We start from the raw sequence: 25683 nt of genomic DNA, 5'->3' as shown, positions 1-25683 counted from the left end.
TCACCACCGAAATCATAATCCTTGTTATCTATCATTCAGCCGTTTAACAATTACATCAAGTATTGATTTTGCACCTTTGCGAAGCTTTTCTTTGTTTTTTATATAATCTGCGAGCGGTGGGCTTAAGCGGTAGTAAATCCTGATAAACAGCCTTCCTAAAGGATTTTTGTTTAGTGTCTTGTCCCTGAACTTACGAAGGGTCATCACTTCTGGCAAGTCATATCCGCCATATACAGCAGTAGCAATAAAACATCCAGATTTCTTTTGAGGCTTTGGTACAGTCCTGCTGTTTGACAGGTATCTATCCATTTTCTGCTCTTCATTTATATCCCGAATGGCGTCATTAATCTCTTTTCTACTCATCTTGCATACACCAATCATAGCAGCAATCCCAGGAAAGTTAGTGTTTCCCCATGTTGTATACCATTTACCGTTATGATTGAACCACTCATTATGCTCACTTGATATGTATGCCCAGTCTTTATCCCTAATTGGATTTATTCTTTCAGGTATTTTTTCAAACACCTTCTCTACCTTTTTAGGATCAAAAAGCGGACAATAGCTTGTATTTTGAAGTAGGCTGTCTTTGTACTCCTCCAGTTCTTTTTTATCAAAAATCCAATCGCCCGAATCGGTACTGATATACCCGTATTCAGTCCAACGGTCTATATCCAAGGAAACCATCCTACAACCAAAATTATTTTTATCACCATCGTACCTGCCATGCTTACAGTAATCCAGGGAAGCTCCTTGTTTGTTCTTTTCTCTAAAGCACCACAGCACGCTTCTCAACTCGGTTGATTTTACTTCTTTGCCGTCAATTTCAATCCTTTGGCTCTTCCAACCGCTTGTCAGGTCCAACATGGTATAAAGAGTTTCTATATCATTAACATCAAATATCGCACCGTAAATTTGTTCTTTTCCTTCACCAGAAGAAAAATATGTAGGCTGCTTTTTTACGAACTCAATAGCTTCATCCCTCTTCTTGCTTGTTGAGTTACCAAAGGATACTGTGACCATTTTTTTGTTTTCCTGCTCCTTCTTTTTGAGATTAGCGATCTGGCGTTCTGTGTGGTTTATAAGGCATAATTCCACTCTAATACCCGTTGATTCCAGAAAGTCTATCCAATTCTTTTGTCCTTCCGATAATTTATCTTTTTCACTTTTTACTTCCGACATGAAAAGGCAGGAGTCGTTATATACTAATAAATCAGGCAAGCCTGACCGATTTTCGCTAATATTCCGTAGAATTCTATCTAAAATTTTAATTACTGCTTCACCTGGCAACATTCTTGGAGCTACACATAGTTCTTCAATGCTGAACCTGTTCCAGTTTTCAATCATTCTGAAATTCTGGCCGTGATGCTTTTGATAAGACTGACGTAGCACCGACTCAATATTTGAGTTCGACAGCTCCTTTATACGGTTATTTATCATTGCTTCTCTGTTTTTGTAGAAATCAACTGTGAAGAAGTCTGCTGGCATACCGTTTGTGCTTATAGTCCATTGGAAAAGCTCGTTGAATTTTGGTGAGTCAACATATAATTCTTCGTCAATTCCGCCTCTGCTGATTTGAACGGCTCCTTTAACTTTTGCAAAAATAACATCCCAAAAAAGCAAACCGAGGAGGCACCACCAGTAGTTGTTTTCACACCAGATGGCATTATATCCATTCTGCTTATAATGGTACATAACGGTTTCCTCTGCAAACAGTTCTCTGCCGTCCACTTTATACTTCGCTTTACCATTCTGTTCTTCATCAACCCTGTCAAACTTGATATTTATAAGTTCCATGTGATGTCCCCCCTTAATACTCCATGGTTGTTCATACTTACTTGTTCCTGAATTTATGGCTATATGGCCTATTCCCTGTAAAATTAAAATTGAATAACAGTAACCCTGAACCCTTCACTTTCAATATCTTCAGCTATTCGATTTAAAGTATCATTGCCATCATATCCTGCATTTTCTGTCCATTTTTTATCACAAATTAACAAACACTGCTTATCTGCATGAATAACCCTGCCGTTATCTTTTTCGTGGAATTCGAGAAGTTTCCCAAAAGCACCTTTTTTATAATGAACTCCATCGTCACACATATTTACCACATACTTATCTCCTTGCATCCAAACTGGACAGGGCTGATAAGCTAATTGATAAGATGCCTGATACCCATTTTCACATTTGATTACAACTGTAAAACATAAATCCATCCTCAAAATCCTCCCGCTATATCTTCACTCTAACTCTTCCAGTTAGCAATTTGTCCATCAAACCACTTTTCACAAGCAAAAGATTTTTTTTCTTTTCTTGATATTGCTCTAAATTTGTATCGACCATGTACAATACATCCGTAATGTCTTTTTGCTCCTGAATAGAGGGTAATGCTATCAAATATTCCTTAATTTCTCCCCACGATGTTCGAGGCATTTTTGTCCCGAAAGATCCCTGAACAGTGAAGTTTATAAATTTTTCTTGCTGCACTATATAGAAAAGGAATTTCGATAAACATTTATCGTTTACCATTATAGGAAGAATCTCGGTCGCACAAACCCCTTCAAAATCTGCCAAGTAATACTTTTTCAGATATGGGCGAAGTTTCCCAAATAACACATCGCCTTCTTTGAATATTGCTTTGAGGCTGCTTGTTTCACTGGATTTACCTATTCCAAGTAAGCGTCCTGTTTCTTGCTCGATATGCTCTAATGCAACATACTGCCTATCCTCATCTTGAGACGGTGTATACTTTTCACTTCTAACCGTACATACTTTGCCCAGCGGAACTACTTCCCACCCTTTAGGAATCCGCCCTAACTCCGTATCCCTAAACTCGATATGCCCAATCCCCTTCGTCAAAAGCCTCTGCATCAAACCTTTTTTTAATTCCTTTGTTTTTTCGATCAGTGCATCAGTTTGTTCGATTTGTTGGTCAACAGTAGAGAGGATATCTGCTATTTTTTGCTGTTCTTTGAGTGGAGGAATAATTAATTGAAGATTCTTTAACTCATTTAATCCTATCCTTAAACGTGTTGATCCAGTACTATTTGCAATAGCACTTCTCCTAAAATATTCAGAATTTATAGAATACATAATGTATCTGTTATCGCATTCATTATTATCGATTTTTAATCGAATTCCATCAGAACACATTAAATACCTGTTTTCATTATTAGGTATTATACAAGCCCTTGCTACAGGATCAGCCATTTTTGCAAGAATAATTTCGCCTGGATAAATATTACAGCTTAACAATTCGTCAGCTTTTCTCTGTGATGTGTAAATTTTATATTGATCGGAAAAATATCCATCACCAATATTCTGCAACTGTATTACCCTTATGCCATCTTCAGTATAGTCACAAGATTTTAAGTTTGAGCCAAAAGGTCCTCCTGTAAACGAATATTTATCTGATTTATCCCTTATATCAAATACCCTACATATATTCCATTCCTGCGGTATCTCCCCAAGCTCGGTCATTTTATACCCTTCTCTACTCATTCTCATCCACCCAATCTATGCCTGTCGTATCTTTCAATATCTGACGTGCTGCTTCTTCCTTGTCCTCAACTTTGCTGGTTCCTCCGAAAAAGCATGCCCCCTTGCTTTCAAGCCACCGAAGCATTTCGTCCAGAAATTCTTCCCAGTTAGCACCTTCTGGAATTGTTATAGCCCCGTTTATATAAAAAGAGTTATCTCCTACCACATCACTGTCTTCCTCAAGGCTCTCTTCAAATTTATCTTTTTCCATACTATTAAATCCCCTCAAATCCCAGTTCTTCAAGATACGTATTAAGCTTTTCTTCTGTATCCGCAATTTCCATCTTCAAATCCCGAATATCCTGCAGTACATGCTCAATATCGATTTCTTCTTCTTCCTCGGAGGTATCCACATAGCGACTGATATTAAGGTTGTAATCATTCTCCTTGATGGTATTCAGGCTCACCACAGCAGAGAATTTTTCCTGATTTTCAAAGGCATCGAACGCCTTGGTGATAGCTTCTATATCCTCATCCCGCAGCTTGTTCTTATTACCGTTCTTCACAAACCCCTGACTGGCTTCTATAAAGAGAATTTTACTCTTTCGATTCTGCGGTTTATTCTTGTTAATAATCAGCAGTGCCGCAGGAATACCTGTCCCATAGAAAATATTATTTGGCAGTCCAATTACAGCTTCAATCAGGTCATCCTTCGCAAAACCTTCGCGTATCTTTCCTTCGGCCCCGCCACGGAACAATACACCATGCGGAACTACTGTCCCCATCTTCCCCTTGGCATTGAGGCTGGCCACCATGTGGGACACAAACGCCAGATCGCCGTAGCTCTGTGGCGGTACACCGTAGACAAAACGATGATATGGATCTACCATGGCTTCTTCATAACCCCAGTTTTTCAGGGAGAACGGCGGATTTGCCAGCACCTTATCAAAGGTCTTCAGTACGCCGCCTTCCAGATGCATCGGGTTGCGGATGGTATCACCCTTGCGGATATCTGCCCCTTTGGCATTGTGAAAGATCATATTCATCTTGCAAATCGCCCAAGTTGATAAATTGATTTCCTGTCCGAACAAAGACAGGTTCCGAGGATTGCCGCCATGGTCACGGACGTATTCGATGCTCTTAATCAGCATACCGCCGCTGCCAACAGTCGGGTCGTAAATGCGATCCCCTTCCTGCGGCTTCAATATATTTACAAGCACCTGAACCACTTCTGACGGCGTATAGAATTCGCCACCCTTGGCTCCGCCTTCATCCGCAAACTCCTTAATAAGGTACTGGTAAGCATCTCCCAGCATATCGGAGCTTTCCAAATTGTCAGCATCCAGCTGCATGGTATCAAAGAGCAACAGTAGCTGTGAAAGCTTTTTGTCACTTACACGTTCTTTGTCGTTAAAATTCGTTGTAGTCAGAACGCCAATCAATTCAACATTCTTGGGCTCGTCTTCAATAGCCTTGAAGGCCTTGTCCAGTTCAGGACCGATATTCAGATTCAGATTTTTAAGATTGTCCCAGCGAGCCCGTTCAGGAACAAAAAACGATACATAAACCTGGGGATCTTCCAGCAGCTCGTCTACTTCTTCAGCAGGCATGCCCTGCTTCAGGAATTCCTGCTTTTTGGTTTCTCTTTCTGTCTGGAACTCGTCGTTCATGCGTTTTAAAAATAATAGATCAAATATATAATCCTTATACTGGGCAGCATTCAGCTCTCCACGAAGGATGTCTGCTGCTTTCCACAGGTTTGCTTCCAGTTCTTGCAGTGTCAGTTTTGCCATTATCATTTACCCCTCATATATGTAAAAATCAGTTAATAGTCAAATGTAATTTTATCACATTTCAACTAAATTCTAAAGAAAACTTGTCCTCAAATGCCCACAAAATTCATTATACCACCAAACCCACTGTTTATGGGCCTTTTGAGTAAAATTGGACTTCAATTTCATCCAGAGGTAATATGTAGTCAGAACAAGACATTTTAATTTCAAAGGAGTGTAATGCTATGCCAATTATGTATGAAACCATAAGAGATTTCCGTTCTTTGATTGTATACCAACGAGCCAAAGAACTTGCTAATGATATATGCAAACTCTCGGACAGATTTACGCCGTCCGAACGCTATGAAAGCACCAGCCAGATACGAAGAGCAGCAACTTCGTGGCGGCCAATATAGCAGAGGGCAACAGTCAAATCTACCCATCAAAAGAATTGACCTTCATTAGTACTGCCATAGGGAGTCTCGGCGAAGTCCGCTACTGGCTGGAATTCGCCTATGATCAGGATTTCGTTCCCAAAGCCGAGTATGAGCGTTTGGATGCTCTGTGTCTTGAAATTACGAAGATGCTATATGGGTACATGCGGCGTGTCAAACAGGTTATCGACAGTGGCGGTGCAGCTTAAACAGTCAACTTTAAAAAACGCAAAAAAATCCAACAAAATACTTGAAAGCCACTAATATCCCTCGCTAAAATATCATTATAAAAATCAACATAATTTTGAAGAAGAAGGAGACTTGATTTATGCCAAAAGCAAAAACAACTGTGCTAAACCACGAAAAAATCGGAGAAATAATTCTTCCTGTTGATCAAAATGGAAAACCAAAATATGACAAGCAGACTATTGAGTCTATCTTGCTTGCTGGTGTTTCTGCTTTGCATCAAAAGCAAATAATTACAGATTCCGATAGAGAAATTCTGGAATACAAAATTAAAGACGCAAGAATTGAAGTTATCGAGAACCTTGGTTCACGTATTGCTTACAACCACAAGTACAGCAACATTACTGGTGAGCCCGTGGACTTGTCCATTTCGTTCGATAGCATGAATGCATCGCTGGATATTGATGACACCATTAATTCACTGCTATCAATTTTATGCGACATTACGTTAAGCGTCATCCATCCAGAAAGTAACTTCAAACGTGCCGAAGGAGAAGACTACAAAGGCAGCAATTGGGAAAGATACGCTTTTTCATTATTACCAGAGGAAAGAGCAACCAATGAAATCATTGCAGAAAAATTGCGTAAGACCGCTTTGGATTATTTTGCAGAGCATATTAATCCTAAACTCTCCGAGTTATTAGCCGAAGAGTACGGGGAGGATTGGGAGGATTTCCTTGCCAATAATTATGCAGAAACGGTTGTGTCCGACCTGAACGATATTGAAGAATTTAAGAACGGAGTCTATATGGATGTAGAAGGCTACATCGGAGATATGGTCATAGATAATGGCTGGGAAGACAGTTTGTCGTAATTTGAAAGCCTCAACCGCTGGGCTGGGGCTTTTTCATTTACTTGCTCCCCCATATTTCTAAAGATTTTACTTTACCAGAGTTATTAATGTAGAAATTTGAGGCAGCCAATATCTGTTGAATTTTATCAGGCATCGGAGTGCTTTTGCTTATTCCAGGCTGAACAATGACTATCCTGCCTATTAATTGCTTGTTCTGTCTCATGGTAGCTTTAAAGTCTTCAAAATCTCCGACCTTAAACTGGCAATGCCCAGTTCGATTTCTGTCTATAATTTTTTTCCTGAAAAACTGTTTTGTTCGCAACCATGTTGTTGACTTAACAGCTTGTCCCGCCACCTCATAAACATCCCCAACGCTACTGTTATATGTGCTGGAAGACATTTTCTTTACGTGATAAAGAGTCACCTCCATCACATGTTCACTTTCCTTTAATGTAATGAAATCAGCCATCTCGCTACTTGAATGATCATAAATTATGTACTTATTCTCTACATCGGACTTAAGAATAGTTTCAAGTGTCGTTTGTATTGAAGTGCCCGTAGGATGATGCACTGGATCATTAACTTCTATTTTCCGATCTGTACCATATAGCTCCCATTCAATTCCTATGATATTATCCGAAGAATAGACCATTGCATCTGGATTACCTTGAAGCAATTCAATTCCATGAATAAGCACATCGTCCGTGGTCTTGAATTGCATTGGATATTCATTTAGGTAATCAACCAACGGAACAACACCTCTTCCATCAACAAGCATTATCTTTTTGGTAGATGATGTATATTCTCCATCTGTATCGCACACAATTTGCTCCACTTCGTTTCCGAAACAAAACTCAATCGTAACTTTTTCATTTTCTACATTAATGATTCGAGGCGAAATATCTGTTAATATTTGCTTTTCATCTTGCTCTCTGGTGCTCTTTACAACTGGCGGAGAGCTATACACATCAGCATCATAGTCACATAGAAAAATTGTGTCTGGGTACTTGGTCAATTTCATCGGAATCGGCAAATAGTCAAAGTTTGTGTTTGTTTTTACTTTTATCTCCACATTGCTGATCTTTTTCCCATTGGAATCACACCATTTTACATATTGTGGTATATTGAAATATGTGCTGCTCCACATTTTTGATCCACTGCTATACCCGATAGTTATTGCACTCTCCTCTGCTATTGCCTTACAGAACACATGCCCTGCTGAATAGAGCCGTCCTGTAGCGGGATCAATAGCTGAACTAACATCAGATCCTGCAGAAATCCTATATGATTCTCCCGATTCAACATACCTATTTTGCATGCCTGAATTAAATATTTCAAAATCCTTAAGTTCACCGAGAACACGATTCATTTGATGCTTTGGTAATTTTTCATACGATCCACAAAAGGCTGCTGCAATAGATTTGTACAATGCTTCTGTTTTATATTGTGAGTATATAAAGAGCAAGTTTGTCTCGACCTGGTAATGAACCATATACAGTGAATTGCTTATATCCACCAAAGCATCTCCTGTCGCCCATTTGGGCGGAACAATATCTTTTCCGATTCCAACAACGGTATTATCACTTTCATTTATTAAAACATTATCCGAAACATTACATTCTTTTGGGAATTGGCCCATAATATTAAACCCAGATGCTTTATATACTTTTGCATGGCAGTTTGGACGTATACTATGAAGAGATATTTCGTCATTCGCATCGATTAGCGTTTTTTCGCCTTTTTTGAATTTCTTAAAATACTCCTTATTCTCCTCTTCTTCATTGGCCTTATTCTCGCTCAAGTCAATGATAATGTCTTGCCAAATAGCATCATTGCTATACAGAACAGTATTTTCAATGAACAATTCTTCATCATTCATTGCAATAAACTTCGCAGTACCAATGTTTTTTGCATTTGTTCGTGCAAATCGTCCGATAAATTGCAACGCACTTGCCAAAGATTTATGTGGAGAATGAATTGCTGCAATTTTCAAATGCGGAAAATCAAATCCTTCTCCAAGCATATCGACACAAATAATCCCATCCAAGGACTTGCTCTTTAACTCTTCAATACACTTCTTAACTACACTATTGCTCATAGAACTATCAATTCGTTTTAGTTTTAACGCTGTCTCTTTTAAGTATAAGTCTTCCAAATCTTTAGCTTTGTCCTTTGTATCTGTTCTAACCATTAAATAGTGATCATATCCTAATTCACGATCTGAATAAAATACTCTTTCAGCCTTTTTGGCAATAAGGAAATCTTTATTGGGTGCTACATCTATGGGAATGTATTCAATATCTCCAAAAATGCCATCGCTATATGCCATAGAAAGTGGATACGTATAAATCATATCCCCCTTGATTTCCTTTTTATCCATTCTAAACGGTGTCGCTGTAAACAGAATATGCTTTGATCTGTCCATGTTCATTAATATTTGTTCCCATGTCCTTGCAGGCACATGATGAGCTTCGTCAATAAGAACCATATCAAACATTGCCTTAATTCCTTCATTCATCGAAAGTGATAATGCACATGGCGGAGTGGCAACTACAACATCGGCATCAACAATATGTTGATAATAATCGTCGGAATATGTATGCTTCATTTCATACACCGAAGGCTTTGGAACGCTTTCACTAAAAACATTTGCATGGCATAGAGTTTTTAACAATGAAAAATCCTCAAATATCTGTCCCCTTACCATAACGCTGGGTGTTACAATTAAAACTTTTGCACTTCCAACAACATATGGTGTCATCATAAGAACCGCTGTCTTACCTGATCCTGTCGGCATAACAACAATTGCCGCTTTGTTCTTACGCAAGGTAAAGAATGAAGAAATAGCATGTATAGCTCCTATCTGTGCATTTCTCAATCCAGAAGATGCTTTTGTTTCTTTTACAAATTTAAGATTTTTATATTGTTTTTCAAAGTAACTCCTCACACCCTACCTCCTGAAGTTGATACTTACAGCATGATTAATTGTTGTTATATTTATGACATTTTGTTACCATAAATTACTCTTTATGGACATTATATCACTCTTTATATATAAAGTAGATTATTTATATACAATTTCTATCACCAAATCAATTTCTGCGACAAATTTACTCTCTCCGATATTCATCATTTAATGGTTAGCAATCCCATTATAATCAAACTCCTGCAATTCCTATATAATTATGGGATTCGCAGGAGTTCTAAATCAAATATGCTGGGTTAAAAATATGGCTTAAGCCATAATATGAGTATAACCTTAAGCCCAGCATAAAAAGGATTAAACTCCGCTCTGTACAATCAAACCTAATAGGATGATAAAGCATATATCTTCATCGTTCCAATTATGGGCGGATGTAGCAAACTCCCGAATTTCCTATATAATAATAGAATTTTCGGGAGTTTCTACTATGCTGGGATAAGGATATGGGCTTAAGCATACAATTCTGCATACTATGATTGAGCATATGGTTGCAATTATTTTATTTTGTTTCAAATAATCACAGAGCTACTTTATTGTCAGAAATCATGCCATTAAGTAGTAGATTTGGTCAGAAAAGCTGATATTTGTGGTATCCCACTTCCTTGTTGGGCAGTCCTTAAGCTCATATGAAATCCCTAAACTATCGACAAATTTTGCAAATCGCTCATCAAGCCAGGGCGGTGTCCATGCACCCGACCTGCATATATGAACTGCTGACACTTTAATTCCTGTATCCAGATCATCAAAACCTGGATAACGAACATTGAAAGCATTGTTTATCTGTTTAAAATAATCTGGCTTTTCTGCTGTATACGGGCTGTAAATTATATTTGCTTCTCCAATCCAATTATCCTTTAAGAGCTTACCAAGCCAGTTAGCACAATTAACCTCAAAATCAAGCGAAGATAGCCCTCCATAGCCCAGGTCTGCATGAGCATCAAAAAGATATACTGCATTACACCCCTGCTCTCTTGCTATATCATAAGATAAAGTATGGGAGTCGGAAACATAGGCTTTAATTCCCTTTGCGAATATAAAATTCTCCTTGATTTTCTCCCAAAATTCGTCTATATACGAAGAAAGCCAAAACGACTTTTCTATATCCTTTCCCAGTGCCTTCGCCTGGATATACCGCTTATACCACAAATTTATAACATTTTTAGTATTTTCTATATATGAACCCCAATTTTCTTTCTGTGTATAAATAAAATAATCCCAATCTATTGATAATAAGCACTTCCCCATTACATCACCCCCAAAAAAACGGAATTGGCTTATGATATAAATGCATTTTTTATAGTAAAGGCTGCGGAGTTGAAATTCCGCAGCCCGTATACAAATCATTTGAGGAAAGGGAGCCTTTGGGGGACTTTGCTGGACAAAGCTGACTCCCTTTTCCATATATATGGCTAAAGGCTATTTAGGCCACAAGCCTTATTTTAGTAGTCCATGTCTCCTGCTGGCATTGCTGGAGCTTTCTTTTTCTCTGGCTTTTCAGCCACAGCACTTTCTGTGGTCAGGATCATCGCTGCCACCGATGCTGCGTTCTGGATAGCAGATCTGGTCACTTTCACAGGGTCGATAATTCCTGCTTCAAACATATCCACATATTCATCTTTTGCAGCATCGTAGCCCTTTCCTTTTTCACTGCTCTTCACTTTTTCAACAATTACTGAACCATCAACACCAGAGTTGACAGCAATCTGACGGAGTGGCTCCTCCAAAGCTCTTAATATAATTGCAGCTCCTGTCTTTTCATCGCCATGAAGAGTATCTACTAATTTCCCAACTTCTGGTATTGCATTGAGATAAGCTGTACCGCCGCCAGGGACAATTCCTTCTTCTACAGCTGCCCTGGTTGCATTGAGAGCGTCCTCAATCCTGTATTTCTTTTCCTTCATTTCGGTTTCTGTTGCAGCCCCGACACGGATTACTGCTACACCGCCAGCCAGCTTCGCCAGTCTTTCATTGAGCTTTTCCTTATCATAGCTTGAGGTAGTAAGCTCTATTTGCTTTTTGATGGATTCAACCCTGTCTTTTATTTCTTTCTGACTTCCTGCACCGCTTACAATAATGGTATTTTCTTTCTGGACTTTTACCGATTTTGCTTTTCCAAACCATTCGAGCTTAATATCCTTAATGTCCATGCCCACTTCTTCGGATACAACCTGTCCGCCCGTCAGGATTGCAATATCACGCAGCATCTCTTTTCGTCTGTCACCAAAGCCTGGAGCTTTTACGGCTACACAGGTGAAAGTGCCTCTTAATTTGTTTACTACCAGGGTTGCCAAAGCATCGCCTTCAACATCCTCTGCGATTAAAAGCATTTTCCCGCCGTTCTTAACCACCAGTTCAAGGGCAGGCAGCAAATCCTGTACATTGTTGATCTTCTTTTCTGTTATAAGGATATACGGGTCTTCCAGTACGGCTTCCATTTTCTCGTTGTCTGTAACCATGTAGGGGGAGATATATCCCCTGTCAAACTGCATACCTTCAACAATCTCTATGACTGTGTCCGAGGCTTTGTTTTCTTCTATGGTAATGACACCTTCTGCTGTAACCTTCTCCATTGCATCGGCAATAAGGCTGCCTATTTTTTCGTCTCCAGAAGAGATAGTCGCTACAAAGGCCATATCATTCTTGCCTTTAATTTTCTGGCTGTTTCCCTTTATAACCTCAACCACCTTATCAGTGGCTTTTTCTATTCCTCTTTTAAGTATTATGGGGTTCGCACCTGCAGCTATGTTCTTCATACCTTCCCTGACGATTGCCTGTGCGAGCAATGTTGCTGTAGTAGTTCCGTCACCAGCAACATCGTTGGTCTTGCTGGCTACTTCCTTTACAAGTTGAGCACCCATGTTCTCGTAGGGGTCTTCCAATTCAATTTCTTTTGCGATAGTTACACCGTCATTTGTGATAGTAGGAGAGCCGAATTTTTTCTCCAATACTACGTTTCTGCCTTTAGGTCCCAGTGTGACCTTTACGGCATCTGCCAATTTATTTACACCATTTTCAATTGATTTTCTTGCGTTCGCATCAAACGAAATTATTTTTGCAGCCATATTTTCCACCTTCCTTTACTCTACGATTGCTAAAATATCTTCCTGATTTACTATCAGATATTTCTGACTGTCCAGTTTGATTTCGGTCGCTGCATACTTGCCGTAGAGCACCTTATCTCCTTTTTTTACCTGCATTTTAATTTCCTTCCCGTCCTTGATTTCGCCAGGACCGACTTCAACCACTTCTGCCACAAACGGCTTCTCTTTTGCATTTGAGGGCAGAACAATGCCACTCTTTGTGGTCTCTTGTGTTTCTACCTCTTTAAGTAGAACTCTTGTTCCTAATGGTTTAACTTGCATAATTGTTCAGCTCCTTTACTCTTGTTTTTTTATAGTAAAGCTACTTGATTAAGCAGCTCATAAACAAATTACACCTTGAAGATATGCACAGGCAGGCTCACACGGGATTTTAACTGCTTCATAGAAGCAAGCCTCGGAAGAATAGCTTTTATCATGTCCATCAAAATAAATCCAAGAAGCATGAAAACGGCAATTATTTTCATATCTTCGTTTACTTCATTTATAAACTGTGTCACTATCGGATGTAAGCCATAAATGATAAAGCATCCAAGCAGTCCCCAGAATATCGAAAATTTCAGGCAAATCCGCCCTCTTATATTACAAAATTCATTGCTGTAATCCCAGGCTTTCACCTTAAGGAACGTCTCCAGTATATATCCCGTCAGGTACTCCAAAATAGTCGTAAGCAGAATTATGAATATGATGTTGCTTAACAGACCTGGATGCTGTAATTTCAAGAGGGAACCAATATTTAGAATCAGAAGTGTTCCAAAACCGTATATAGGACAGATAGGTCCTGCCAAAATGCCTCGGTTTACAAACCTTCTTTCCTCATAGAAAGCATACGCAACCTCAAGAAGCCATCCGATAAAGGAGTACAGCATAAAACAAATTACTACCTCATAAAAGCTGTCATTCATTTTGATGTCCCCTTTAAAATTCATCTATGAAGTTTTTTGAAAATCAAGTTCAGGCTTTGCCTGTAAGAATTGGGGTGTTGCAGTGTTCTATGTAAAATGTCATAATGAATTTTTATTCAGCACTCTATTAAGGTACATCATAAAAATAAAGCCTCCTCTCACCAATCACTAATGTTATCCATTAAAAATCAGAAAAAGTTACTCGATGATTAGCACTCACTCTTGCCGAGTGCTAACAATTTTTATTTTAATCATATTTTTTTCAAAGTCAATATGTAAAATTCCAATTTTGGTAGGATTATTTTTGATCAGCTTAAGATATTCCCAAAAGGATTTGATTTTTTTGAAAAATCTCCCGATTTCTATACCAGATTTAAAACGAATACGTTGATAATGAACCTGCATAAGTTTGAATTGAAAAGGCAGCCTGTTAAAATCACCAGACTGCCTGCCATTCAGCTTTACTGAATATCAATTTTTCTACTCTTTATTTTTGAAGGCTCAACCTTCGGTACTGTAATTGAAAGGATACCATCCTTATACTCTGCTTTCGCCTGTTCTGATTTTACCTCGACAGGCAGCGGGATTGTCCTTGAAAAGCTACCGTAATATCGTTCTGTCCTGTAAGCATTTTCATCCTTAAGTTCGTTTTCTCTCTTTGTTTGACCTGTAAGTCTTACAGTGTTCTCATCGATATATAAGTTCAGATCTTCCTTGGAAACACCAGGTATTTCCGCTTTTACCAATACATCGTCTTCCGTCTGGTACACATCCACACGTGGAGAAGAGAAACCTCCAAATATTTTTGAGGGAAAGTCAAAGAAGCTGCTCATTTCCCTCCCGATATTATCCATATCCCTAAAAGGGTTCCATGGTACAAGAGCCATATCAAATTCCTCCTTCACATTTTTTATCAATAATAGTTTTCCTCATAAATGATTTTTTATAAGATTTTATGAAGGTAGTATAATAACACCTATTTAATGATGATTATGGATTACTTTAAGCAATCTGCCTTTCCATGATTTATGTTTGGTTTATGCTGGATTTGTTCCTGCGAAATTGCAGTCTCTATTCTTGTGGATAACTTATTTGTTTGTTATGTGGATATTTCTTTAAACATTTTAAAATGGCACATCACCAAAACTCTCATATTGTGCATAACCTGTTAATAACAAACTAAAAGAATTCACAGGCCTTACATCAGCAACAATACTTCCTTCCATTATTTGCTGTTCAGCTTTCAATCCATGACATGCATCATTGGCCTTCATTGAGCCTTCTTCAATGATTGTGGTATTGGTTCATTTTTATCATTATAGCCGTTATCAGTGGTCAACCATTAAAGCCAATATTCTGCTATTGAATACACATTGGATGTTATCATACGGATTCTTATGTACACTGCCATTTGGATGCAAAAAAATAAAGCCCTACTATCAGAGCTTTCTTCCTTCTACACCCTTTATATGGCTATTTCATCGATAGCCCCGCTATACCCCAGCACCAGATTGTCCTTCTCTTTTTTTGCCTTTGTTGAGGCCAGACTGGCGATATTTATCAGTTTCGTAATAGTATTGTACATATTTACTTTTCTGGGATTACGTCTTTTACCCCCTGCAATTCCTGCTGAAACACCAATGCTTATATCGCTATAAAATTCATGCTGCTTTACCTTGTTCAATATGTCTTGTGCCAGTGATTCACTGTTTTCCGCACATTGATCCGTCAATAATGCGAATTCATCACCGCCGTACCTGCAAAGGAAAGTGCCTGCAGGTGTATTGTCGTTGAGAATTTTAGCAATTTCCTTTAAAATATTATCCCCTACCATATGCCCAAATTCTTTATCGATGTGCCCGAAATTATTGACATCAAAGAATATGATAGATATTTCTTTGCCTTGTTCCAGGCACTTATAAGCTTTATAAATAATGTAGTCGCTTTTGTACAAACCCGTCAAAATATCTATATGCTTGCCGATTTCAACGTCAACAGCATTTTTGGTTATAACCCCAGTGACTTTATTTCCTTGAGTTACAAGTAGAATATCTGTATCTTCTGCTTCAAACAGCTCCTTTGCCTTCCAAACAGTTTCATCCGCCTCAATGTATTTGCTGCTTTCAGACATGGCATCTATTACAATTCTGTTAGGATGGGATTTAATTAAATCATTTCTTGTCAGAACACCAATAATTTCCCCATTATCGGTTACAGGGAAGCAATCTGTTTTGTTTTCTTCTGCAATGTCCTGAACACGTCTTATTCCCCAAAGAGCATCAACGGTAGTATAGTCTTTCACCATAATTTCAGAAACTTTCCTCATCATAAATCTATTGCCTTTCTAACCTGGAGCACAATATTCACCTGTGCCTTCACGATAATTGATTCGTTAGCAACGCGCTCACCCTCCTCTATCAAAACTTCAACCAGCTTCTCCTTCGGAAGCATACTGAACAATGCCTTTCTCACCACCATAGCCTCTATGGCAGGATGGTCTACCTTTACGATCTCATACTGGTCTGGAGACAATATATCTACCATGCGTCTTGCCGCCTCTGGTCCTATAGGTGCCCTTCTGCCAACAATGAGGACATCCTGCATCGGGGGCATTTCAAATTCTGACATACGCATGGTGATTTCAGCTTTTTTAGTGCTGTCAACGCTTTTCGACATTTCCTTTCCTTCTTCCGTTCGCTTTAATATATTTTATCACATTTTGAATTATTATTTTATATTTATTCAATATTTTTCCTGTATGTAATTTGCTTTTTTTTGAAAATTTTATTTTCTACTTTTTTGCCGTCTTTATTTTTCAGATATTCCACAATATATCTATCTAATTCCTGGCTTAATCGCAGAACCGATTGCTTATGGATATCTCTGCTTATTACCTGTTTATTCAATTCTTCTCTCAATTCATTGATTTTATCCGTCAGCATTTGTACCCTCTCCACGTTATAATTCATCAAATTTTTTTCTGTTTTTCTCAATAACCTTATTGATAATAAAGAGAACGAAAGTCAATACAATTAATGCTACATATGTAATCTTCCCTTCTTTTGTCTGGAAAAGCTCATAATACATTATTATGCAACTCCTTTGACAAAAAAGTCAATATTGTTATCTTATCCCATATATTACATCAGACTCCATAATGTATACAGAATATTTTACTACTATAATTTGCCAACTGCAAACACAATTTATATGCTTACTGCATATTTTGTTTTTTAAAATTGCCCTATACCATTATTAAGAAATGTTTAGGATATCTTGATGGCAAGTGAAAGAAGAAATAAAGATACAGTTCTTGATAAGGAACAGTTCTATCAGACTTTTGCTCCAACTTTCCAGTTCCATTAAAAACTCTATTTTTCGATGAAGGTTTTTTTGACGATAACACTTTAATCCAGCATATCAGATAAGGCCATTGTTTTGCCCATTCATCCCATAATTGGATGATAAATCATATCTTGATCGTTCCAATTATAGAGTATATAGCAAACTCCCGCATTTCTTATATATATAAAGAGAATTCGGGAGTTTCTACTATGCTGCGATTAAGATATGGTTTCTGAATAAGCTTGAGCATATGAGCTTTCAGCTATGGCTTAAGCATATTTTCTGTATAGTAGTAGTCGGTATATGGCTTTTGATATTTGAATAAATCAATCAGTTTACAACAAGTGTTTAATCCTTTCTGCCATTTCTTCCTCTACCATTTCATCTATATACGGTAGACAGGCTTCAAAATTTACACGCCGCATGTTTGTGAGGTTACGAACTTGTCTCCAGTTTAGCGACTGCCCTTCCCTTAAAACCTTATAGACAGCCCATACAACTTCCCTGGCCCAATAATGCTGCTGACTTTCCTCATACTTTAATATTTCTGCTTTGCATAAAGGTAACTTTTCAAGCTGTTTGTCAGGCAATTCCAGCTTCCTGCTGATAAGCGACGGCGTAATTTTATGCGGGCGATCTGCTCCATTACCATAAAGCTCTTTGATTGTTCTTTTCACTTCTGGCAAAAGTTCAGTATCCCGTTTGCTCCACTGATAGCCTTTTGCTCCGCATTTTTGCTGTACCCGATGCTCTGTCTGATATATTTTTAAAACCGCATCACCGATGTTTTTTACGATATCAAAATCTGCATCCAGCTCCTTCGACACACGCCTATAGAGCGTATCCATATGCTGTGTTTCTTCTGGCAATGCCATCCTGACCAACTCTTGTGTCGGAATATTTAAAAACATTGCCAGCTCGCAAATCTCATAGGAGTTATAACGATAATTGTTAAAAATCTTTTGCACCTGCCATAGCTCCATTTTTGTTTTTTCTTTAAGTCCTTCATAAAAATGCAGGTAATCCTCATAAAAGACTGTTAAATTCCGAAACAATCCAGAATCCGATATGTATTTTGTTCCTTTCAGCTTTGAATGCAGGAATCGTCCCGCTGATACATTACTGTCTATATCTACAGGAGCTTGGAATACTGCAAGGGTATATTCCGCCAACCTTAATTCCAGCAAATTATTGCACCTTGATATCGCTTCCCCCTCTGGTACTACCTTTTCTGCCGCAGTAAGATTTGGTGTTGCTTTCCCACTAATCAATATGCTGCTGTTTACCAGATAGCATTTATGTATGGGACAAACATTTACGCCTACCATCTGATGGCCTCGATGCCAATATGTTTCTCCGTATTGTTCCCTATCTGCCTTTGCACATAATGGGCAATACCGAAGGAATCTGTCTGCCCCATCCCTTTTTGTCGGCATGGCTAACAGATTCTTATAATTTCCATTCAAGGTCACTAACGACTCAAAGGCCTTCCGCCTGCGGAATTTCCCCATAAACCTTCCGTAGTAAGGATACATTGTATGCTTCTCCACCAGCTTTTCCATCGGAACTGTTTTTGCAATCATCTCCCGCATTTCTGGGTGAAGTACATTAATAAATTCGTGGTCTGGCCTCACCTGTTTGTAGGCATAAATATCCTCTGCGGCATAGGTGTATGATAGGTATCCCGATTGCAGATAAAATCTTGATAACAGACTGTACACCAGTTCATCTGGATATATGGCAGGAAAATATGTAATCATACGCTCACCTCCACCACAGAAAAGCTTTCTTTGAGCAAGTCCAGCAAATCGATTTCTTCCCGCTTTGCTCTTATGGCCATTTCCACAATGCTATTCTTATCATCTGCCTCTACACTGCCGATCTCGCAAGGCTCCACAGGACACTTTTTCTTTTTCTGTCTGGAAGTCTGCCGATTGACAACAATAGACGGATTCAGGTAATCATGGAGCATATTAAGCCGTTTCTGATATGCTTCATTCAAGGTGTCTATATTGAGTATTTCTTTTTTGTTCAGAATAGCGATTTCCTGTGCGTCATGGATCAGAGAAATCACAATAGAAATAATACCACTGCTGTGCTCATAGAGCCATTCTGTAATGGCATCTGTAAGTTCTGTCCGCTGCTTCACATATTGGAATCCAAATACAGTCTTACAAAATTCTCTGAAATAGTTATCATAAGGCATGGTGCTGTAATGCAGCCCCAACGACCTTCTTGCAAGCTGCATAGCCTGTTCAAAGAATGCAGAGCTCTCTGGTGTCCCAACCATACAGATACTGATACCAGAATTATTGATAAGCTGGGTCAGCACCGCCACCAGACTATTGCCGCTTCTGTTATTACAAATATTCTGTATCTCATCCACTACCAATAATCCAATATGGTTTAATGACACCTGTGACACATTTCCAATCAACATATCTGTAGTTGCCCTTGCTCGCAGAGCATTTTCGTAGTATTTGCTGCCCAACCACTCATCTACCTTGCGTAATATTTCCAACAACAGACCCTTTGCTGAACAATCAAACGGGCATTGAGAAATTAAGCACGGAATTATTTTTACATATGGATTTTGTGCTTCTATAATGCGATTTTCGGTGATAAGTGATATGGCTCTGGATATGGCACAGCTTTTACCAATACCAGATGTACCAATGATCGTAAAACTGTCAGAACCACCAATGATACCACTATAGCTGCTCTGCTGGATTGCTTTAAAATTTTCATTTTTCTGCTGTATTGCCAACTTTGTCCCTTTCTTCTGCAGGGAACGCAGCATTGCCAGATATAGCTTACTGTATATCTCCAGTGACATTTCCGAAGGCAGATAGATATTATAAAGCTCGTTCAGCTCCATCAACCGCAACGCATCATTTTCCATCCTGATACTTTCGTCATAATGCGGGATATTCTCCAAAGCGGATTTCAGTTCTTCCCCTGCCTTCATCTTCGGGAGTTTATAAATTATGTTACTGATCTCGTTCATCGATGCCAGCCTCCTTCACATGGTCAAGATGCTGTCTATCCTGCTCTTTTCTTCTGGTCTCACGGATGCTCTTGAGATTCACCCTTTCGATCTTTGTGGTATTTCTGGAAATCACCTCAATATGATCCACCAAATCGATTTCCGCCTGTATTTTGTCCTTATTAGCGGTTCCTGCTATCTGTCTCTGCTTCTTTTTCACATCAGTTACTTCGGCCAGTGCTTTGTCTTGAAATCTGGATTCAATCAGTTCAAATCGGATATATATACCCTTCTCCATTACCCACACATTGCTGACATCCTCTGGATTATAAGCAACCACTGCCTCTTTCCCCTGCAAATACTTCTCTGCATAATTGGCATGGTGATACCGCATCTTATTTGCTTTTAGACCAAATCTGGTAAACTTACCTGTAGTTCTCGGCAACAAGGTAAGCACAAGCTGTTCTGAAGTAACTGGGATTAAGTTAACTCCAGGCTGCTTCTTTCCCCATTCCCAAATACTGTTTGCATTAGGCTTAACACCTGCTTCAATCATTGCATCCATGTAAGGAAAATCACCAAATACTCTCTTGGAATTATGGAAGAGAATGCAATGTAGTATAATTTTCTCAAATTCTTTTAATGTCAGGCAGGCATCCTTCCTGTAATCATGTGCTCCTCGCTCCATATAATCAGGCTCTATGACACCCCTGCCTTTCAAAAATGGTTTATAGCTGTTCTGAACAAGGTCAAAGAATTTTTCTACGGGACCCTTAAGTTCTGGTCTGTACGCAGGTAGATTGGTGAGCGTTACACCTAATTCTGCAAGTTGGGAAAATGTATCCGTTATGTACTCCGCCCCCTTGTCTGTTATCAGTTTTCCTGGTATTTCTTTTGCAGGCCAATCACTTTCACTGATACCGATTCCGAATCTGCTACAATGCTCTTTCTTATCGGCAATGATATTAGTCATTAGATTGCGGAGGCTGTAGACACCGCCTTCCCACGTTAAAGAATATCCGCAGCACAAACCGCTATAAGCATCAACACAGGCGGTCAGAATCGGTCTTCCTACCAGATGACCGCTTTCGTTGACTAAATAAATATCACAAACTGTTGAATCGATCATCCCAACACCTGGAGCAGTGGCAAAGGCTCTTACTCCGTCACCGACACACGGCCTGTTATTTCGCTGGTACGATTTCAGTCCATCCCTGGAAATGTAATAGGTCTGCATATTTTTTGTCTTCCGATAAAAATATCGGAACTGATGAAACGAGGGATATATCAACAACAGTTTACCTTCTCCGTCACAATATTTATTCTTTAACATCATTGTATAAGCGATGTGTAAGCTGTTCTTGTTTTTCGTGTAGAAGAACTTATTCAAAGCCCAACGCATATTCTTTTCATCTTGGGATAAAACATGCTCATCCTCATCTGTCTTTGGGGCTAAAGCGGCGATATTCTGATATGCCAGATAGCGGCACAGGTATTTTCGTATTGTTTTTTTGCTGACCTGGTATTCTTCCGTCGCCTTTTCAATGGCTCTGCACCTCATCGTATTATCTGACACATAAGGCAGCACTCCTGAAATCATGGTGTAACGCTGATAAGCTGATTTCCTTGCATCCGCCCCCACGTCTTCTATATCCACCAAACCTTTCGACAATTCCCGCTCTTCACACGGAGTACAGTCCACTATGGAAGCTATTGTTTCCCATTTTGGCATCGTAAGCCTGATGCAGTCGATCAGAAGCAGCCTGTCACCCTCAACCGCCAACACCCTTACGATTGTTTCACCATTCCTGAACAAGTCATTTTTCTTCATCAATCACCAGCCCCCAATCTGTAACGCCGTGCCGCAGCCAATACTGTCTGGATGCTTCCAACAATTTAACCGTCATTGGTTTGTCAATCAGTTTGCGAAATACACATTCCCTTACCATCAGATCCCCTCCCACTTTCGTGCAGACGAGATCTGTCGTGTACGCTCCTTCTTCCAATCCATCAAGCGGCACATTACACCGAATCTCTACAATATCTTGACTGGCGGAAAGGATATCCACATACGCATACTGAATGGTATCATAGGTCCGACACACCTCCGTACACTTTGCTACCATCTTTTTTTCACACCTTCCCTTGTAGTTCTTTTTTCTCATTTGGCACCTCCAATTAACAGTCATTACAAGGCCCATACATAATCCCCAAAAGTGAAAATAGGTTTCCCAAATCCATTCCTTTTTGGGAACTTGCCAAATCGCCAGAACCCTTGATTTTACTGCATTCTTTCATCCTCCCTTTTCCCAAAAACAAAAAAGTTCCCAAAAGCATTCCCAAAAGCAAGGTTTCATCCCCAAATACACCTTTTCCCAAAAATGAAAATGTGTTTCCCAAAAACGCCACTGAATCCCCAAAAACAAGGTTTTCTCAAAAATCATTTGGTTTTTGGGGATTTATGAAATCGCCGAACCCCTTGATTTTACTGGATTCTCCTGATACTTCCCCTTATCCCAAAAACACATTTTCCTAAAACCTCTATGTATAGGGTCACTCCCCCCTTCCCTCCATCCACCCAAAAAAGGCAAACTCGCTTTCCCTCCCAAAAACAGGCCCCCAAAACCGAGAGGCACACACATTTTTGGGGAAGGCGGGGGTCAGGCAACTCATCAAAACTGCCGTAACACCAGTAGAATCAAGGGTTTGATACTCCATTCAGATAAATAAAAAAGACCCTGAAATAAGCCGAAATTGCTTATCTCAAGGTCTCATCTTCATTTATTTTTCAGTTGGGTCAGGGAACCACGGTTTGCCCTTTGGAGGGAAAGCGGGATTGCCCTGGGACACACACCCTACTCCCACTCAATCGTCGCCGGTGGCTTGGAGGTGATGTCATAAACTATTCTATTTATGTGCTTCACTTCGTTGACGATACGGGTTGAAATACGCTCCAGCACATCGTATGGAATCCTCGCCCAGTCGGCGGTCATAAAGTCTGTGGTTGTTACTGCACGCAAAGCCAGAGTATAGTCATAGGTTCTTTCGTCACCCATAACTCCCACGCTTCGCATGTTTGTCAATACTGTAAAGTACTGGTTTATTTCTCTGCCAAGGCCTGCCGCCTTTATTTCCTCACGGAAAATGTAATCGGTATCTCTCAATGTATCGAGTTTTTCCTTTGTAAGATCACCGATTACTCTGATAGCAAGACCGGGACCCGGGAAGGGCTGTCTCCAGACGATGTCCTCGGGAATGCCCATTTCTTCCCCGGCCTTTCTTACCTCGTCCTTGAACAGATTTCTCAATGGCTCGATTATCTCCTTGAAATCCACATGATCAGGAAGTCCCCCCACATTGTGGTGGCTCTTGATAACTGCCGCATCACCGTGACCGCTTTCTATTACGTCAGGATAGATTGTTCCCTGAACAAGGAAATCAACCTTCCCGATTTTCCTGGCTTCGTCTTCAAATACCCTTATAAATTCTTCACCTATAATTTTTCTCTTGGATTCAGGGTCGGATATCCCTTTAAGCTTTTCCAAAAATCTGTCTTCACAATTAACACGGATCATGTTTATGTCATACTGGTTTCTGAATACCTGCTCAACCTGATCTCCTTCATACTTTCTCAAAAGTCCGTGGTCGACAAATATACAGGTCAGCTGCTTTCCGATTGCCTTGTGAATGAGAACCGCCGCAACAGAAGAATCCACTCCGCCTGACAGGGCACATAAAACCTTTTTGTCTCCAACCTTTTCCCTGATGGCTTTGATAGAATTTTCAACGAAAGATGACATTTTCCAATCACCCTTGCAGTGACAGATATTTAACAGGAAGTTTCTCAACATTTCCTTTCCCTTTGGAGTGTGCATAACCTCAGGATGGAACTGAACCGCATACAGATTTTTTTCAACATGCTGCATAGCTCCGGCCGGGCAATTTGAAGATTTAGCAGTAATGACAAACCCTTCGGGCGGATTGCTCACATAGTACGTGTGGCTCATCCAGCAGGTAGTGTTCTCGTCAACATCCCGGAAAAAGGGCTGGGACTTGTCCACACAAATCTCCACCTTGCCATATTCACGCTGTTTGGCGGCTTCAACCGAACCTCCCAGCATGACGCTCATAAGCTGCATGCCATAGCATATTCCCAAAACCGGAATACCAAGCTCAAATACTCCCGGATCACATTTCGGTGCACCTTCATCCAGCACCGAATTAGGCCCTCCAGTGAATATGATGCCCTTGGGATTATATGATTTAATTCGCTCCAGTGACGCACTGTAAGGAATGACCTCACAGTATACATTAGCTTCTCTGACGCGGCGTGCTATCAATTGGTTGTACTGTCCGCCGAAATCCAGCACCAATACCATCTCATTGTTCAAAAATAACAACTCCTTATTCGTATAATAGGCATATTTTAAAGCTTAATACTTTAAGTCATATCAATATTTTAATATTATATCGAATTTTGTTTGGTATGCATAGCATCAAAAATGCTTTTGTAAATAAAATTTTGTAGCCAAATTGAATACTTAAGCATTTACGTGCATAATTATTCATAATTAGCATTTATTGGATTCGGCTAACTATAAAATCCGGATTAATTGGCAATAAACACCGGCCATCAGGTTTCACCCAGTTATTGGCAATGGGACCGGAATCGGCAAAATCCCGGCAATCTTTATCACAATTATGGAAATTATTACAGATTATTCTTGACAAAATCGTTCTATATTATATAATAATATTATTAATAATCGTACATTCATTATTAATATCGTACATATTTCCGCAGATAGCTCCGATCTTTCATACGATTTTTCCAAGAAACCCCTTAAAATAAATACATAAAGGAGATCTGCCATGGATTACGAAACCAAGGTAATAACGGCAACCGAGCTCAAATTAAATTTAGGTAAATACCTTGACCTGGTGAGTAATGACAATGAGGTAATCATTACAAAAAACGGAAAGAAAGCCATCAGACTGACCCCCTACATCAATGACATCGAAAGATATTTTACAGTGAAGGAAAAAGCCCTGGACTATCAGTATGGTGGTAAAAAGGTGTCCTATGAGGAGTTTATGGAAATCTATGAAAACAGCGAGCTCCGTATGGAATACATCAATGGTGAGATAGTCCTGTTATCTTCGCCAAGCACCTTTCACCAGGTAATCTCCGGCAATTTGCATGTAATTTTAAGAAATTATTTAAAAGGGAAAACCTGCAAGGTTTTCTATGCTCCCTTTGATGTACACTTTTTTAAGAAAGACTTGAAAACGCCTGATGTCATGCAGCCCGACCTGCTTATAGCCTGTGATCTTGAAAATACCGTTACCGAAAAAGGACGGTATATGGGAACACCCACTCTGGTTGTGGAGATTTTGTCCCGGAGTACCCGGTCTAAAGATATGGTTGACAAATTAAACACCTACATGCTGTCGGGTGTTAAGGAATTTTGGGTAATTGATCCCAAAAACAAATCTGTTCTTCTCTATGGCTTTAAAGATTGTGGAATTGACTTCCATTCAGTCAGCAAAAACAATGATATTGTAACGTCATATTGGTTTAAAGATCTGGAGGTTTGCCTTGGAGATATTTTTGAAGGCTGAAACAAGCCTTCAAAATACCTTA

General features: G+C 39.4%; 23 protein-coding genes and 1 pseudogene. 3 read left to right on the top strand and 21 right to left on the bottom strand.

All coding sequences use genetic code 11. The annotated features are described in order from the left end of the window. Window positions 1-24: 24 nt before the first annotated feature. From T344_RS0101085 to T344_RS0101065, 5 genes are all read right to left on the bottom strand, one after another. On the bottom strand, window positions 25-1794 hold the full coding sequence (locus T344_RS0101085) for a CFI-box-CTERM domain-containing protein (protein WP_027627186.1): 1770 nt from the start codon (window positions 1792-1794) through the stop codon (window positions 25-27). A gap of 83 nt (window positions 1795-1877) precedes the next feature. Continuing rightward, window positions 1878-2213, bottom strand: coding sequence for a hypothetical protein (locus T344_RS0101080; RefSeq protein WP_027627185.1), 336 nt, complete (start codon window positions 2211-2213; stop codon window positions 1878-1880). A 16-nt stretch (window positions 2214-2229) separates the two neighbouring features. Continuing rightward, window positions 2230-3498, bottom strand: a complete 1269-nt coding sequence (locus T344_RS31115) for a restriction endonuclease subunit S (protein ID WP_051571518.1) — start codon at window positions 3496-3498, stop codon at window positions 2230-2232. Then, window positions 3491-3748, bottom strand: coding sequence for a hypothetical protein (locus T344_RS0101070; RefSeq protein WP_027627184.1), 258 nt, complete (start codon window positions 3746-3748; stop codon window positions 3491-3493). Before T344_RS0101070 ends, T344_RS31115 begins: the two co-directional genes overlap by 8 nt. A 4-nt stretch (window positions 3749-3752) precedes the next feature. Next, on the bottom strand, window positions 3753-5270 hold the full coding sequence (locus T344_RS0101065; protein WP_027627183.1) for a type I restriction-modification system subunit M: 1518 nt from the start codon (window positions 5268-5270) through the stop codon (window positions 3753-3755). A 224-nt stretch (window positions 5271-5494) separates the two neighbouring features. On the opposite strand from T344_RS0101065, the pseudogene T344_RS31860 reads away from it, so the two are divergent. Further along, a pseudogene (locus tag T344_RS31860) lies at window positions 5495-5892 on the top strand (four helix bundle protein). 119 nt (window positions 5893-6011) lie between these two features. Then, window positions 6012-6743 (top strand): hypothetical protein, encoded by a 732-nt coding sequence (locus T344_RS0101055; protein WP_027627182.1) that lies wholly within the window; start codon window positions 6012-6014, stop codon window positions 6741-6743. Between the two features lie 37 nt (window positions 6744-6780). Here T344_RS0101055 and T344_RS0101050 read toward each other — a convergent pair whose 3' ends face one another. The 16 genes from T344_RS0101050 to guaA form a co-directional block, all read right to left on the bottom strand. Beyond that, complete coding sequence (locus T344_RS0101050) at window positions 6781-9669, bottom strand: DEAD/DEAH box helicase (protein WP_027627181.1); 2889 nt, start codon at window positions 9667-9669, stop codon at window positions 6781-6783. A gap of 579 nt (window positions 9670-10248) precedes the next feature. Next, window positions 10249-10950 carry a hypothetical protein gene (locus T344_RS0101045; RefSeq protein WP_027627180.1) on the bottom strand — a complete coding sequence of 234 codons (702 nt, stop codon included), beginning with the start codon at window positions 10948-10950 and terminating at the stop codon, window positions 10249-10251. A 194-nt stretch (window positions 10951-11144) separates the two neighbouring features. Further along, a complete protein-coding gene (groL, locus tag T344_RS0101040) occupies window positions 11145-12767 on the bottom strand; it encodes a chaperonin GroEL (RefSeq protein WP_027627179.1) in 1623 nt (540 codons plus the stop codon). 15 nt (window positions 12768-12782) lie between these two features. Further along, entirely contained in the window at window positions 12783-13067 is a 285-nt protein-coding gene (locus T344_RS0101035; protein WP_027627178.1) for a co-chaperone GroES, read from the bottom strand. Window positions 13068-13135: 68 nt separating this feature from the next. Continuing rightward, a complete protein-coding gene (locus tag T344_RS0101030; protein ID WP_027627177.1) occupies window positions 13136-13708 on the bottom strand; it encodes a putative ABC transporter permease in 573 nt (190 codons plus the stop codon). Window positions 13709-14169: 461 nt separating this feature from the next. After that, the gene (locus T344_RS0101020; protein ID WP_027627175.1) at window positions 14170-14595 is read right to left on the bottom strand and encodes an Hsp20/alpha crystallin family protein; all 426 of its coding nucleotides are present in this window, start codon (window positions 14593-14595) and stop codon (window positions 14170-14172) included. Window positions 14596-14832: 237 nt separating this feature from the next. Continuing rightward, entirely contained in the window at window positions 14833-14982 is a 150-nt protein-coding gene (locus T344_RS30895) for a hypothetical protein (RefSeq protein WP_154669402.1), read from the bottom strand. A gap of 191 nt (window positions 14983-15173) precedes the next feature. Beyond that, window positions 15174-16037 (bottom strand): diguanylate cyclase, encoded by an 864-nt coding sequence (locus tag T344_RS0101010; protein WP_027627174.1) that lies wholly within the window; start codon window positions 16035-16037, stop codon window positions 15174-15176. Continuing rightward, entirely contained in the window at window positions 16034-16384 is a 351-nt protein-coding gene (locus tag T344_RS0101005; RefSeq protein ID WP_027627173.1) for a hypothetical protein, read from the bottom strand. The genes T344_RS0101010 and T344_RS0101005 overlap by 4 nt, the downstream gene beginning before the upstream one ends. A gap of 62 nt (window positions 16385-16446) precedes the next feature. Then, the gene (locus tag T344_RS27320; RefSeq protein ID WP_034860471.1) at window positions 16447-16650 is read right to left on the bottom strand and encodes an aspartyl-phosphate phosphatase Spo0E family protein; all 204 of its coding nucleotides are present in this window, start codon (window positions 16648-16650) and stop codon (window positions 16447-16449) included. Between the two features lie 738 nt (window positions 16651-17388). After that, entirely contained in the window at window positions 17389-18813 is a 1425-nt protein-coding gene (locus T344_RS0100990; RefSeq protein WP_027627172.1) for a TniQ family protein, read from the bottom strand. Next, complete coding sequence (locus T344_RS0100985) at window positions 18810-20060, bottom strand: TniB family NTP-binding protein (RefSeq protein WP_027627171.1); 1251 nt, start codon at window positions 20058-20060, stop codon at window positions 18810-18812. The genes T344_RS0100990 and T344_RS0100985 overlap by 4 nt, the downstream gene beginning before the upstream one ends. Further along, on the bottom strand, window positions 20044-21870 hold the full coding sequence (locus T344_RS0100980; RefSeq protein ID WP_027627170.1) for a Mu transposase C-terminal domain-containing protein: 1827 nt from the start codon (window positions 21868-21870) through the stop codon (window positions 20044-20046). The genes T344_RS0100985 and T344_RS0100980 overlap by 17 nt, the downstream gene beginning before the upstream one ends. Further along, window positions 21857-22240 carry a PDDEXK family nuclease gene (locus T344_RS0100975; protein WP_242842005.1) on the bottom strand — a complete coding sequence of 128 codons (384 nt, stop codon included), beginning with the start codon at window positions 22238-22240 and terminating at the stop codon, window positions 21857-21859. Before T344_RS0100975 ends, T344_RS0100980 begins: the two co-directional genes overlap by 14 nt. After that, complete coding sequence (locus T344_RS0100970) at window positions 22218-22439, bottom strand: hypothetical protein (RefSeq protein WP_154669401.1); 222 nt, start codon at window positions 22437-22439, stop codon at window positions 22218-22220. Before T344_RS0100970 ends, T344_RS0100975 begins: the two co-directional genes overlap by 23 nt. A gap of 455 nt (window positions 22440-22894) precedes the next feature. Next, on the bottom strand, window positions 22895-24430 hold the full coding sequence (guaA, locus tag T344_RS0100960; RefSeq protein ID WP_027627167.1) for a glutamine-hydrolyzing GMP synthase: 1536 nt from the start codon (window positions 24428-24430) through the stop codon (window positions 22895-22897). Between the two features lie 481 nt (window positions 24431-24911). Here guaA and T344_RS0100955 point away from each other — a divergent pair, with 481 nt between their 5' ends. After that, a complete protein-coding gene (locus tag T344_RS0100955; protein ID WP_027627166.1) occupies window positions 24912-25661 on the top strand; it encodes a type II toxin-antitoxin system Phd/YefM family antitoxin in 750 nt (249 codons plus the stop codon). Window positions 25662-25683: the final 22 nt, after the last annotated feature.

Source organism: Ruminiclostridium cellobioparum DSM 1351 = ATCC 15832 (genome assembly GCF_000621505.1).
In the GTDB taxonomy this organism is placed as follows: domain Bacteria; phylum Bacillota; class Clostridia; order Acetivibrionales; family DSM-1351; genus Ruminiclostridium; species Ruminiclostridium cellobioparum.
Note: the sequence above shows the minus strand (reverse complement) of the source record. Positions and strands in the feature narration are given on the sequence as shown.

Excerpts from the sequence above, each read along its gene's own strand:
- T344_RS0101085 (WP_027627186.1), bottom strand. The coding sequence starts at position 1,794 with ATGGAACTTATAAATATCAAGTTTGACAGGGTTGATGAAGAACAGAAT.
- T344_RS0101065 (WP_027627183.1), bottom strand. The coding sequence starts at position 5,270 with ATGGCAAAACTGACACTGCAAGAACTGGAAGCAAACCTGTGGAAAGCA.
- T344_RS0101035 (WP_027627178.1), bottom strand. The coding sequence starts at position 13,067 with ATGCAAGTTAAACCATTAGGAACAAGAGTTCTACTTAAAGAGGTAGAA.
- T344_RS30895 (WP_154669402.1), bottom strand. The coding sequence starts at position 14,982 with ATGAAGGCCAATGATGCATGTCATGGATTGAAAGCTGAACAGCAAATA.
- T344_RS0101010 (WP_027627174.1), bottom strand. The coding sequence starts at position 16,037 with ATGATGAGGAAAGTTTCTGAAATTATGGTGAAAGACTATACTACCGTT.
- T344_RS0101005 (WP_027627173.1), bottom strand. The coding sequence starts at position 16,384 with ATGTCGAAAAGCGTTGACAGCACTAAAAAAGCTGAAATCACCATGCGT.
- T344_RS0100955 (WP_027627166.1), top strand. The coding sequence starts at position 24,912 with ATGGATTACGAAACCAAGGTAATAACGGCAACCGAGCTCAAATTAAAT.
- T344_RS0100980 (WP_027627170.1), bottom strand. The coding sequence starts at position 21,870 with ATGAAGAAAAATGACTTGTTCAGGAATGGTGAAACAATCGTAAGGGTG.
- T344_RS0100975 (WP_242842005.1), bottom strand. The coding sequence starts at position 22,240 with ATGGGCCTTGTAATGACTGTTAATTGGAGGTGCCAAATGAGAAAAAAG.
- T344_RS0101055 (WP_027627182.1), top strand. The coding sequence starts at position 6,012 with ATGCCAAAAGCAAAAACAACTGTGCTAAACCACGAAAAAATCGGAGAA.
- T344_RS0101080 (WP_027627185.1), bottom strand. The coding sequence starts at position 2,213 with ATGGATTTATGTTTTACAGTTGTAATCAAATGTGAAAATGGGTATCAG.
- T344_RS27320 (WP_034860471.1), bottom strand. The coding sequence starts at position 16,650 with ATGCTGACGGATAAAATCAATGAATTGAGAGAAGAATTGAATAAACAG.
- T344_RS31115 (WP_051571518.1), bottom strand. The coding sequence starts at position 3,498 with ATGAGTAGAGAAGGGTATAAAATGACCGAGCTTGGGGAGATACCGCAG.
- T344_RS0100985 (WP_027627171.1), bottom strand. The coding sequence starts at position 20,060 with ATGAACGAGATCAGTAACATAATTTATAAACTCCCGAAGATGAAGGCA.
- T344_RS0101030 (WP_027627177.1), bottom strand. The coding sequence starts at position 13,708 with ATGAATGACAGCTTTTATGAGGTAGTAATTTGTTTTATGCTGTACTCC.
- T344_RS0100990 (WP_027627172.1), bottom strand. The coding sequence starts at position 18,813 with ATGATTACATATTTTCCTGCCATATATCCAGATGAACTGGTGTACAGT.
- T344_RS0101045 (WP_027627180.1), bottom strand. The coding sequence starts at position 10,950 with ATGGGGAAGTGCTTATTATCAATAGATTGGGATTATTTTATTTATACA.
- T344_RS0101020 (WP_027627175.1), bottom strand. The coding sequence starts at position 14,595 with ATGGCTCTTGTACCATGGAACCCTTTTAGGGATATGGATAATATCGGG.
- T344_RS0101070 (WP_027627184.1), bottom strand. The coding sequence starts at position 3,748 with ATGGAAAAAGATAAATTTGAAGAGAGCCTTGAGGAAGACAGTGATGTG.
- groL (WP_027627179.1), bottom strand. The coding sequence starts at position 12,767 with ATGGCTGCAAAAATAATTTCGTTTGATGCGAACGCAAGAAAATCAATT.